The organism is Sphingobacterium sp. HMA12 (genome assembly GCF_002933815.1).
Classification (GTDB): Bacteria; Bacteroidota; Bacteroidia; order Sphingobacteriales; family Sphingobacteriaceae; genus Sphingobacterium.
The window spans coordinates 1-12163 of sequence record NZ_BEYR01000003.1; the positions used below are offsets into that span (position 1 = coordinate 1).

The 12163-nt window shown below is 39.5% G+C and carries 13 protein-coding genes; 5 read left to right on the forward strand and 8 right to left on the reverse strand.

Going from position 1 to position 12163, the window contains the following annotated elements; genetic code table 11:
- The coding region (locus tag HMAT_RS16900) for a RagB/SusD family nutrient uptake outer membrane protein (RefSeq protein WP_104384051.1) at nt 1–972 on the forward strand (972 nt) is incomplete at its 5' end.
- A 76-nt stretch (nt 973–1048) separates the two neighbouring features.
- Here the strand turns inward: HMAT_RS16900 and HMAT_RS16905 are convergent.
- The 4 genes from HMAT_RS16905 to HMAT_RS16920 form a co-directional block, all read right to left on the reverse strand.
- Nucleotides 1049–1414 (reverse strand): hypothetical protein, encoded by a 366-nt coding sequence (locus HMAT_RS16905; protein ID WP_158655972.1) that lies wholly within the window; start codon nt 1412–1414, stop codon nt 1049–1051.
- Nucleotides 1415–1440: 26 nt separating this feature from the next.
- On the reverse strand, nt 1441–2184 hold the full coding sequence (locus HMAT_RS16910; RefSeq protein ID WP_104384053.1) for a MauE/DoxX family redox-associated membrane protein: 744 nt from the start codon (nt 2182–2184) through the stop codon (nt 1441–1443).
- A 578-nt stretch (nt 2185–2762) separates the two neighbouring features.
- Nucleotides 2763–3851, reverse strand: a complete 1089-nt coding sequence (locus HMAT_RS16915) for a hypothetical protein (protein WP_104384054.1) — start codon at nt 3849–3851, stop codon at nt 2763–2765.
- Entirely contained in the window at nt 3848–4540 is a 693-nt protein-coding gene (locus HMAT_RS16920; protein ID WP_104384055.1) for a hypothetical protein, read from the reverse strand. The genes HMAT_RS16915 and HMAT_RS16920 overlap by 4 nt, the downstream gene beginning before the upstream one ends.
- Nucleotides 4541–5000: 460 nt before the next feature.
- On the opposite strand from HMAT_RS16920, the gene HMAT_RS16925 reads away from it, so the two are divergent.
- The 3 genes from HMAT_RS16925 to HMAT_RS16935 all read left to right on the forward strand — a co-directional run bounded on the left by HMAT_RS16925 (nt 5001) and on the right by HMAT_RS16935 (nt 7245).
- Complete coding sequence (locus HMAT_RS16925) at nt 5001–6041, forward strand: hypothetical protein (RefSeq protein ID WP_104384056.1); 1041 nt, start codon at nt 5001–5003, stop codon at nt 6039–6041.
- Between the two features lie 17 nt (nt 6042–6058).
- On the forward strand, nt 6059–6367 hold the full coding sequence (locus tag HMAT_RS16930) for a hypothetical protein (protein WP_104384057.1): 309 nt from the start codon (nt 6059–6061) through the stop codon (nt 6365–6367).
- A 203-nt stretch (nt 6368–6570) separates the two neighbouring features.
- Nucleotides 6571–7245, forward strand: a complete 675-nt coding sequence (locus HMAT_RS16935) for a porin family protein (protein ID WP_104384058.1) — start codon at nt 6571–6573, stop codon at nt 7243–7245.
- Nucleotides 7246–7316: 71 nt separating this feature from the next.
- On the opposite strand, the gene rpsJ is transcribed toward HMAT_RS16935, so the two are convergent.
- The 4 genes from rpsJ to rpsL all read right to left on the reverse strand — a co-directional run bounded on the left by rpsJ (nt 7317) and on the right by rpsL (nt 10908).
- Nucleotides 7317–7622: a 30S ribosomal protein S10 gene (gene rpsJ, locus HMAT_RS16940; protein ID WP_028070501.1), complete on the reverse strand. Its 306-nt coding sequence runs from the start codon at nt 7620–7622 to the stop codon at nt 7317–7319.
- A 128-nt stretch (nt 7623–7750) separates the two neighbouring features.
- A complete protein-coding gene (fusA, locus tag HMAT_RS16945; RefSeq protein WP_104384059.1) occupies nt 7751–9874 on the reverse strand; it encodes an elongation factor G in 2124 nt (707 codons plus the stop codon).
- A gap of 133 nt (nt 9875–10007) precedes the next feature.
- Nucleotides 10008–10475, reverse strand: a complete 468-nt coding sequence (rpsG, locus tag HMAT_RS16950; protein ID WP_077437603.1) for a 30S ribosomal protein S7 — start codon at nt 10473–10475, stop codon at nt 10008–10010.
- A 19-nt stretch (nt 10476–10494) separates the two neighbouring features.
- Nucleotides 10495–10908, reverse strand: coding sequence for a 30S ribosomal protein S12 (rpsL, locus tag HMAT_RS16955; RefSeq protein WP_002993550.1), 414 nt, complete (start codon nt 10906–10908; stop codon nt 10495–10497).
- 822 nt (nt 10909–11730) lie between these two features.
- On the opposite strand from rpsL, the gene HMAT_RS16960 reads away from it, so the two are divergent.
- Nucleotides 11731–12141 (forward strand): hypothetical protein, encoded by a 411-nt coding sequence (locus tag HMAT_RS16960; protein ID WP_104384060.1) that lies wholly within the window; start codon nt 11731–11733, stop codon nt 12139–12141.
- Nucleotides 12142–12163 lie beyond the last annotated feature (22 nt).

The window sequence follows — 12163 nt, forward strand, 5'->3', positions numbered from 1 at the left end:
AAAGGAGCTGCACTCTTTTTTCGTGCTTATCAGTATTTGCAGGGAATGTGGATATTTGCCAAGTCCTGGGATCCACAGACCTCCGACACTGATCTAGGAATTGTGTTGCGGCAGACTTCAGACCAGTCGGTACCTTCGAAACGCAGTACGGTATCAGCCTGTTATCGCCAGATCATCGGGGATTTAGTAACAGCGGCAGGAATACTGCCTGATCTCGCTGAATCACCTATGCGTCCTTCAAAAATAGCCTGCTACGGAGCATTGAGTAGAGCCTATCTCTCTATTGGAAAGTATGATAGTGCGTTCTACTACGTAGATAAAGCCTTAGCAATTAAGAATGACTTAATAGATTACAACGATTTTTCTTCCACAGATCTGTTAAAACCTTATCCTTTAACTCGTTTAAACAAGGAAACCGTTTTTTATGCTCAGCTGACAACATCCTACCCTAATCTACATCCCAGTTATGGTCTGGTGGATACCACGCTGTACGCCAGCTATGGGGATAATGATATTCGCAAAGCACTGTTCTTTAAAGCTAGAAATGGATTCCATAGTTTTAAGGGCAATTATACTTCCGCTTTCAACCTATTCGGCGGAATAGCCGTCGATGAGCTATTTTTAATACGGGCGGAAACTAATATCCGACTGGGAAATGTCGATCGTGGTTTGGATGATCTCAATACCTTACTGATGAAACGAATAAAAAAGGAAGAATTCACTTCATACGTCGGACTTAACCAGGAGGATGCGCTCAGGTTGATAAAGAAAGAAAGGCGGAAAGAGTTACTGATGCGCGGGCTGCGATGGATGGATATCAAACGCTATAATAAATATGATGGCGAAAATCTTAAGTTGCTGCGATATATAAATGGGACGAAGTATGAGTTGGAGCCTAATTCCAATCGGTATGCTTTACCTTTGCCTAATGATATTATTCTTCTGACAGGAATGGAACAAAATCCCTTGTAAAATTTAATCGAATGCCCCGGAAGTGATCCCCGGGGCATTCTTGCAGTAGATTTATTTTTAGACTGCATTTCCAAGCCTATAGCTTATTGATTGGCGATATAGGTTGGCTGCTAGGGTCACTTGCCGCCGTATTTTTCGACGGAATGAATTGCGAACCAACCGCGTTCGCATTCAAGGTAATCCTGCTTGGATTTAAAGAACGAGAACCGGGGGTACCCGTAAGATCGGAAGCGTCGGCTTCCATGGCACAGGCTGCATTATTTCCAGACCCGCAGTCCTCATCATTTGTTTCTTCAGTCCAAAGTGATTGATTTTGCACATCTGACGAAGAACTGGTGCTTCCGTGAAAATAAAGTGTTACAGGAGCTAAACTTTTTCCTGTATAAGCCTCAGCACCTTTAAATGCTGAGAATCCGATAATCATGGCTCCTCCTAATATCATGTAGCCATAATTGTTTAAAAATTTGGTTAGCATGTAGCTACCCTCCTTTCTGTACTGCAAGCCAGCGATTGGTTGGTAAAAATACTGGCCTGCAAACTTTTGGTAAATAATTGTTGTCGGTACGGTTCTGTGTACCGATCGTATCTGAATGCCAGGCTGCCTACTATAGGCCTACTGACGGCGTTATGTGCTGGATCATAATAGAGACTGTCTGGCGTATACCACATATCTTTTGATTTTGTACCGCGGATATCCCGATAGCTGATGGCGCCGATTGCTATAAAGGCAATCAGAAATAATGCTATGCTCTTTTTACCTGTCATTACTCGCTCACTATATTTGGCAACTTTGGGATGCAACATTAATCCCGCGATAGAAAGCCCAAGAATCACGATATTTATCAATAGATGCGCAGTCCAGGAAATACGGCTCGGAAAGCTTGTGCACATACAGGGTTTCTGTGCATAAACATTGAATAAGCCTAATCCAATATAGATCGTAAAAACGATGATCAATAGGGTGGAGGCTCTCCATCCCCACACACGCAGTCCGACTGATGGTATGGCTAGCAATATCCCTACCGCGATTTCCATAAGCGGAAGTAACCAAAAGAGTATTGGAGCCAGATAACTGATTACTGGCTGCTGCTCGAGGGCGATCCGAAACGCGCTCAGCTGCCAGATCTTGTCCATACCTGCATAGATCCAAAAAAGGATCATTACCGACCGAAGGATCATATATATGATGCTGCTTGTTTTATTCGCTTCCATAGCTTTAATTATTTGTACTGTGGTATTTATTATTTCTTTCCGCTGTTTTATTATTTCCTGTTAGGGTTTTATTATTTATGCTTAGTTTAGGCTAACTATTTAGTTTAGCTCCTTTATTGTTTATGCTTTGCTCATACTAATTATTTGTATTTCTCTCCTAACTATTTATATCCCGGGCTTAATTATTTGTATTGCCGTGTTAATTATTTTTGAATGGGCTTTTATTATTTCTATGCTTCTTTAAAAACAGGGCGCCGTACCTGCCCCTCCATTAGGTACAGCGGCCTGCCTGAGCGCCAGCTTCTACTTTCTCGTACGCCTTAAATCAAAGGTACCACGGAAAATAGGCGAGCGTAGGTGTAACGAAATGACTAATTCGGAGAGTTTACCCGCCTCTATTTGGTTTAAACAAAGAGTGGGATGTAGTGAAGGGGTAATATTGTGGCAAAAAGGTTAGGTGTGGCTTCTTGGTAAAACCGTCGGTTTTGGGATTGTAATGGCTGTATTTGATAGATAGAACGAATGTGTTGAGGGGGTGTAACGCTAACATACCCCTAGTTTTTTTAATTCTGTGTATTTTATTTATTTAATTCGGGAAATTGTTCATTCAGCTCGGCAAGCATGGTGTTTAATACTCTACGGATACGTACAGCTGCATGAAATTCAGCACTTTTGTCCATCCTTGTCAGGCTATGGGCAGAAAGTAAGGTGCCCTCCCTCGTTTTGATGAGTTTGGAAAACTCCTCGGCAACTTCTTTTTTCTCAGACGAGCGCATGATATTAGCCTTGACAGCGATGTGCATCCAGATCTTGAGCTCCTTGCCATTGAAATTGCTATGGATAAATCGTTGTGAATGATCATGCAATGTTGAATGCGGTTGCGTATTTTCGGCCTGAATGTACTCGCACATCAACTCAAGCAAACTCCTTCGATTGCTATCATACGCAAAGTTGGGAATGCAGGAGAAATGTTTTGGAAAGCGTAATAGCGCATCCATAAATGAGGGATCTGAAATGTACAGCTCTTTCCAGCGGTTAAAGAATCCCATGTGGTTAAAATTGAAATTGACCATCACTACTAAAAACCGGTAATGCCAGTTCTTACCTTGGCGCTTGTCTTGCGCCAACTGCCGTAGCGATTCGACCAATTGGATCAGATAATCTTGATGTCGGTATTGAATATAAGGGATCTTGCCATTTTCAAATAGACTGTCCATGGCTGAAAGAATTTCACCAAGATAAACTTGTGGTATGTCTTTTTGGGCAAGACTATCGAGGATATAGGGAATATTGATGTAGACATATGCATACATCCTTTTGCGGTAATGGCTTGGTAAGAATGTAGCAGGATCGATGTCTCTTTTAAATAAAAATTCAATACGTTCGAGCAAGTCTTCCAGCGCTACTAACGCCGTACGGTCTTCGATATTGTTATCCCTACAGAAGCTATCGAGTTTTTGGTGTAGACGAAGTAATTGGGTATGGTATAGACGCACAGCCTGGCTGGCGGAGTCGACATTACTGATCTGCCGGAAGGCCTGTAATGACAGCGCAAAATTATCGGAGCAGGCCACTGAAATCTCGTGTAAATGTGCCTGTGCTCCCTTGCTTTCCAAGTGATCCAAAGCTTCGATAAGCAAAGTCAGGGGCTGTAAACTTACGATCATCTGTACCTCCTTTTTATATCTTTGTGGTACCAGGGCCAGCCATAGACTCCGGGATGCATTTGCAGCAGGAGTGTGTCTCCCTCATTGGTCTGCTCATGTAACCGTGGATTGACGTTTATGGCTGCTGTTTGCTCTTGCCCTTCATGCTTGAACGAAAACCATAATTCATGGATGTCACAACAAGGAGGACATTTTTGGATGACAATGGCAGGTATGCGTACAGCTTTCGCATTTGGGATATGCTGACAATTGGCCATAATCAGCAGCATACGTATATACCAGATACAGGCAAGGATCATAATCGGGAATTGGATCCCATAAAGTTTGAAAAGGTTTATCTTTCTCCAAGAAAATAGATGTGCTAACACACAGACGATGAAGGCTATTGGTATGCCTTTTTTTACAGCTGTCCAAAATGGCTGGGAACTGATCAATAGCTGATAGGGGAGGCGATCAAATAATGCTATGCTGCTAAGCTGGATACAGGCAAAAAAGATAAAGAAGAGCTGCATCACGCGCTCTTGGTTTCGGATCTCTAAAAAGGGGATAAGCACGACCAGTACACCAATGCTATATACACGTTGGTCATGTGTCCGCGCCCAAAAAAGCCCGTATAAGGTAATCAATACAGCAATCGTAATAAATATATAATTGCGGCTAAATGGGAGGACTGTTTTTGTTGTTCTCATGATCTATGGGTTTATAATCAGTGAACTATTACTTTTCAAAAATACCGATAACGACAGGAAATTTTTGCTGAATACCGCCTTAATTTCAACGAAGACCTGTTTTTTACAACGAAGGCTGATTTCTTTACAACGAAAGGTGCATTTTAAACAATAAAGGTTGAAAATTTTCATCCAACAGAGTAATTATTTAGGTTAGAGGGCGGAATGAAAAAGCCGATTTTTGAACTGGGAATATTGTTTAAAATATAAATGGCTAAATTTATATAGTAAACATTTCTTCGTATAGGGAAATTTTTAATAAAAGTCCTTAAGCAATATCTAGCCATATATGCTTGAAGGGACCTTGGTATGTTGAAAAGTAATTTATAATAAGGTAAACTCTACCCGAATGAGAAAGAGCAAGCAAACTGGATGCGCATGTATGTTTGGATAGAGCTTTGATAAAATAGTATTGGAGTATATGAAAAGTATCGGTCAGGACAAATATCAAGATAGTAAAGATTTGACTGTAAATTACCCGGATGTAATCTGGCTATTGATCGCGTCTTTCGTCTTTGGCGGTGTTTGCTGGTATTTGGGTTATCAGGGGGCTTTAGCTGATCGGCTTGCAAACTGGTCAATCATCTCTAGCTATCTATTTTTTGTGCTGATGGTGGCTATCACTTTTCTCTATATACGTTTGGTTATAGTGTTACTGGACAAAAGGCAAAATTGGTTGACCGATCCGGAGAAACGCATCGGTACACAACTGTTTTTTTGTTGTGTATTGCCCACACTGTTTTTGTTCTGGATTATCGGTCCAGATTCAATGGCTAAGGATGAATGGCTTTTATTTCCTCTAATGGTCATATTTAGTGGGGTTCTGGTCTTGAATATGTGCTATACAGTGTATTTTTATCTCGCCAATTATCAAAGCCAAAAAAAGCTACTTGTTGAATTGAACGAAGTAAACCATCAGCAGCAATTAAAGATAACAGATCTTGAGGAACAAATTGATCTGTTATCTCCGGATCTGGAAGAGGTGAGGGAAATCCTGGAAGCTGAGACGGGAGATAGAGATCCTGATTCCATGGATGAAATAGATTTAGTTCTGGTCAAATCCATGGATCCGGAGCAGGAAGTATTCTTGCTCAATAATAAAATCTTGTCCCAGAAGATTCTGTATAAAGATTTAGGAATTTTTACTTTTAAAAATAGTATCGTCAGCCTTTATTTAAAAACTGCGATGCACGACAATCTTACTTGTGGTGAACAACGTAGCCTAAAGGAAGTCGTAAATAGTACAAAAGGATTCGTACAAAAGATAGATCGGGATAAGGCGATACCGTTTGGTATGATCCAGTCTTGTCATCAACTGAAGCGTGGCAGGTTACGTATTGTGCTCAAGCTTCCGTTTGAAGGGCGTTATAATTTTGAGGTGTCTGATAAGATTGTTAAGCATATCAAAGAATGGATCATGTTGCAGGTACCAATAGAAAAGGAAAGATACAATAAGAGATAAACTTTAAAAGATAGATTATGGAAAAAGCAAAGGATAATACCTGGAAATGCCGTGCTACTGGTAAAGTTGGATTTCCTTCTTTAATTGAAGCCCAATGGGCAATGCTTCATTTTAAGTTCAAATCACGGGTGAGAAACAAATTAGACGGCAGACGTATCAAACATCGGATGGGAAAAGATGCCTGCAAAAGGGCTTATTATTGTAAGTTTTGTAAAGGATACCATATTACCAAATGGGATAAAGAACACTTTAGCATCTACAAAACTAAGGCGGAGTCTTGGAAGATACCGGATGTATTAGGAAACTGGAATTATTTGATTGAGTAGAATCAGTAGATGGTTTTGGTTAACACTCGCAGCTTCTACTATGTGAAAATTTTTGATTAAGTCTTTGAATAGGTGTTGAGTCTAAATTACAGGCGGATAGAATAATCTATAGCGAATCATTTACGAAAATTATTTTGCTTAATTTTCTTGTTGTGTTTCGGGATATTATATCTTATTTTAGCTCTATATTTAATTTGTTTTTAATGAAAAGAAAATTACTCTCAATTGCAGCAGCATTATGTTTTATTGCTGGAGCAAAAGCACAAACTTCTTATGGTATTAAAGCTGGTGCTAACTTTGCTAAAATGAAAGAATCCGCACAGGGTTTTTCTTATACTTCTGATGCTGCAACATCATTTTATGTGGCAGGTTATGCTGACATCCCACTGGCAAATAGTTTTAGTATTCAACCCGGAATTTCATTACAAGGGAAAGGAAGTAAAATTTCATTGACAAAAATGGCGGAACTTGCTGGTATAAGTGGAGTGTCGGGTAGTGTAAAGCAAGATTTGATGTACATTGAAATACCAGTCAATTTTGTATATTCTATCCCAACAGGAAATTCTGGAAATGTCTTTTTTGGGGCCGGCCCATATGCTGGATTTGGAATTCATGCTAAAGTTAAAGCTGATAATATCTCGGGATCTTTTGAAGATGATTTTTTTGATATAGACGGGAAAGAAAGTGGAAGCTTTGGTGATTTCGGCTACAAAACCTTTGACGCAGGGTTAAATGTTTTGGCAGGCTTTAAGTTCACCAATGGTTTCTTGATTAATGGTGGTTATGGTCTAGGATTAACAAATATTGCTAAGGAAACTAATGGCGAAGGTAGTCTAAAAAACCGCGTATTTTCAGTAGGAGTTGGTTACCAATTCTAAGTAAAAAAATATAAAAATAAAAAAGGGCCTTTCGTAAGAAAAGCCCTTTTTATTTCAGTGACTGAAATCTATCACACTTTGATTTCTACTTCAACACCTGAAGGCAATTCAAGTTTCATCAATGCGTCAACAGTTTTAGCGTTTGATGAATAGATATCCAACAATCTTTTGTAAGCACACAATTGGAATTGCTCACGTGCTTTTTTGTTAACGTGTGGTGAACGTAATACCGTATAGATTTTTTTCTCAGTAGGCAATGGAATAGGACCACTAACAACTGCACCTGTAGGTTTTACTGTTTTTACGATTTTCTCAGCTGACTTATCAACCAAATTGTAATCGTAAGATTTCAATTTAATTCTGATTCTTTGGCTCATTTTTATTTATTTAAAATGATTGCTAATTAGAGCTATTCACAACTAGCAATCGGTGTGTATTTTTTGATTAAAGAACAAAGAGAAAAGACTAGCGTCCTTTATCTTTGTTCCATTATCGTTGTTTTATATTATTCCACAGAACCTTTGATTCTGCCTTTTGATTTTGCGATTACTTCTTCAGCAACGTTACGTGGAGCTTCTGAGTAGTGATCAAATTCCATTGTAGATGTTGCACGACCTGAAGTGATTGTACGTAATTGTGTTACGTAACCGAACATTTCAGAAAGTGGAACCAATGCTTTGATTACCTGTGCACCGTTACGTGAATCCAAACCTTGCATTTGACCACGACGACGGTTCAAGTCACCCATTACATCACCCATGTTTTCTTCTGGAGTCAATACTTCAACTTTCATGATTGGCTCCATCAATACTGGAGAACATTTAGGTAATGCCTCACGGTAAGCCATTTTAGCTGCCAATTCGAATGATAATGAATCTGAATCGACTGCGTGGAATGAACCATCAATCAAACGAACTTTCATGCCAGAAAGAGGGTAACCAGCTAAAATACCATTGCTTAATGAAGCTTCAAATCCTTTTTGAACGGATGGGATATATTCTTTAGGAATCGCACCACCCACAATTTCGTTTACGAATTGAAGTGCTGATTTTGTTGTATCGTAATCTGCATCGATAGGAGAGATAACAACTTTGATATCCGCGAATTTACCACGACCACCTGATTGTTTTTTGTATACCTCGCGGTGCTCAGTAGTACCATTGATCGACTCTTTGTATGCTACTTGAGGAGCACCTTGGTTAACCTCAACTTTGAATTCACGTTTCAAACGGTCGATCAAGATCTCTAAGTGAAGCTCACCCATACCAGAGATAACTGTTTGACCAGTTTCTTCGTCAGATTTAACAACGAATGTAGGATCTTCTTCAGCCAATTTACCAAGACCAATACCTAATCTATCAACGTCAGCTTGAGTTTTAGGCTCAATCGCTAAACCAATTACTGGCTCAGGGAAAGTCATAGACTCTAATACGATAGGCGCTTTTTCGTCACAAAGTGTATCACCAGTTTTGATGTCTTTGAAACCTACAACCGCACCGATATCACCTGCTTCGATAAAAGGAATAGGGTTTTGTTTGTTGGCGTGCATTTGGAAGATACGAGAGATACGTTCTTTGTTACCTGAACGTGTGTTCAATACATAAGAACCTGCATCTAACTTACCAGAGTAAGCACGGATGAAACATAGACGACCTACGAATGGGTCAGTCGCAATTTTGAAACCCAAAGCTGCGAAAGGCTCGCTAACAGATGGTTTACGTTCAATTTCTTCACCAGTATCAGGATTAGTACCTTTTACAGCCTCTACATCAAGAGGTGAAGGCAATAATTCCATTACTAGATCCAACATGGTTTGAACACCTTTGTTTTTGAAAGATGAACCACAAACCATAGGAACGATAGAGTTGTCCAATACTGCCGCACGTAATGCATTTAAGATTTCACGCTCAGTCAATGAATCTGGATCTTCGAAGAATTTCTCCATCAAAGACTCATCATAACCAGCTACTGCTTCTAATAATTTCTCACGGTATTCAGCAACCTCGTCCAACATATCCTCAGGAATTGGAACTTCAGTAAAAGTCATTCCTTTATCATGCTCATTCCAAACGATACCACGGTTGTTGATCAAGTCAACTACACCTGTGAACGTATCTTCAGCACCGATAGGCAATTGTAACGCTACAGCATCAGAACCCAACATATCTTTTACTTGTTTTACAACTTTCAAGAAGTCAGCTCCCGAACGGTCCATTTTGTTAACGAAACCGATACGAGGTACTTTATAACCATCAGCTAAGCGCCAGTTTGTTTCAGATTGAGGCTCAACACCATCAACTGCTGAAAACAAGAATACCAATCCATCCAATACACGTAACGAACGGTTTACCTCAACCGTGAAATCCACGTGTCCAGGTGTATCGATAACGTTTACTTGGTATTTGTTGTTACGGTAGTTCCAGAATACAGTTGTTGCAGCAGAAGTGATCGTGATACCACGCTCAGCCTCTTGCTCCATCCAGTCCATTGTTGAAGCACCTTCGTGAACCTCACCAATTTTATGGTTTACACCTGAGTAATAAAGTATACGCTCAGTTGTTGTAGTTTTACCAGCATCGATGTGTGCAGCGATACCGATATTTCTAGTGAATTTTAAATCTCTTGCCATAATATTTTTAAGCAGCTGGCCTTACGGGCCTTATGTGTTTAAATGTAATGTTAAATAAGTACACCGACCTTGATAAAAGAGTGTTCGTTTATCGGAGGTCGGTGTAATCATATTTTTTTGAATGTCTTCAAAATTAGAATCTGAAGTGTGAGAACGCTTTGTTAGCTTCCGCCATTTTGTGCGTATCTTCTTTCTTCTTAACAGCAGCACCTTCACCTTTAGAAGCTGAAATGATTTCTCCTGCTAATTTTTCGAACATTGTTTTTTCACCACGTTTACGAGCGTATGAAATTAACCATTTCATACCCAAAGCAATTTTACGCTCTGGACGAACTTCCATAGGAACTTGGAAGTTAGCACCACCTACACGGCGTGATTTAACTTCAACAGCAGGCATAACGTTGTTCAAAGCTTTTTTCCAAGCTTCTAAACCGCTTTCTTGTGTTTTTTGTTCTACTAATTCTACTGCATCGTAAAAAATATCATAAGCGATGGATTTTTTACCATCTACCATCATATTGTTTACGAAACGTGTTACCTGAACGTCGTTAAACTTTGGATCAGGTAAAATGATTCTCTTTTTCGGTTTTGATTTTCTCATTTTTCTTTCCTCCGTTTAATTATTTCTTTTTACCCTTTGCTGGAGCTGCAGCTGCTTGTCCTGGTTTAGGACGCTTAGTTCCGTATTTAGAACGACGTTGGTTACGACCTGCTACACCTGAAGTATCTAATGCACCACGGATGATGTGGTAACGCACACCTGGTAAATCCTTAACACGACCACCACGGATCAATACGATCGAGTGCTCTTGTAAGTTGTGACCTTCTCCAGGGATGTAAGCGTTGACCTCTTTACCGTTTGTTAAACGTACACGAGCTACTTTACGCATTGCTGAGTTTGGTTTTTTAGGGGTAGTAGTATATACACGTGTACATACACCTCTTCGCTGTGGACATGAGTCCAACGCTGGTGACTTACTCTTATCAACCAGAGCTACTCTACCTTTTCTAACTAATTGTTGAATAGTAGGCATTTACCTGTTTTTGTTTATAAATTTGATACCTAAATTATTTTAAGTTCGCAAAGATACTGATTCCGTTTTGAATATTAAATAGTTAGTGTATAAAATTTAGATTATTTTTTCCAAATAGAAGTTCTCTTTTCCCTGAGGCGGAAGCATTTCCCCACATGGTTTGACAAGTTCGCGCTCCTTCTTCTGTATATTCTCCTGGGGCTAGATGATTTAGTCAGGTGGAACTTTCATTTACTCTCCTGTCGAAATCATTTCGACACACGACTAAGTCATTTTCCCTTGTGGCGATATGGTTTTGTCAGGCGCCGGAATGATTTAGTCGCCTGTCTGTTCCGTTTTTTCCTTGGTCTGGATGATTTAGTCAGGTGGAATTTTCATTTCCCCACATGGAAAAATAGCTTCGACACTGGTTTGGCTCAATCCGACACGGCGCTGAATTCATGTTTTACTTGGCGAAATGGAATAAACACCCGGGAGATTTCATTTGATACTTACGCAGCTCTCATTCATCTCTTGTAAAATCCGGATACGGTATGACGACAATCGATAGCTTTTCCTTGCTAAATAGGATGTTGCCAAATAAGGACAATATTAGTAGTGTTGTCAACCCAAACTGTGCAAAAATAGTAATGTTTTATATTGTTGCTCTATGGCATCCTTACATATTGATTACTAGTTCTTCTATGTTTTTTTACGCAATTATTCTTCTACTGGTTTTCCAGTATATTTTATCTTTTTGCGTGTTTATGCATCTTTTTGGCAGGACGTTTGTCAAACACGGATAGATAATTAACAGTAAAAACAAATTAAAGTATTCAAGTTATGAAAATTAAATTAATGTATGCAATGGTATTGGCGCTTGTGACTCTTGCGTTTGTGGGATGTTCTAAGGATAAAGATGAGCCGATTCAAACAGGTGGGAGTATTGATGCGGCTGTAGGTACGTATAAGGGTAGTTTGGATATCGTAGGAGTTGGTGAGAAGTTTAATAAGACCATTAAAGTAACTAAAGTGGGGGATAACCGTATTAAAGTTGAGGTGGAAGATAGTTCATTGAAATTACCTCCTCGGGAATTTAACGTAACAAATAATGCAGATTATTCAATACAATCAGCAGCTACAGAGCCCGGAGCAATGTTTTTGTATGAGGTTAAAAACAAGACAGTTAGTTATTTGGCTAAGCCATTAGCCGAAGGTGAAACAACTTTTAAATTTGATGGTGCAAAGCAATAGAGTTAAAACATAAAAAGCCGCA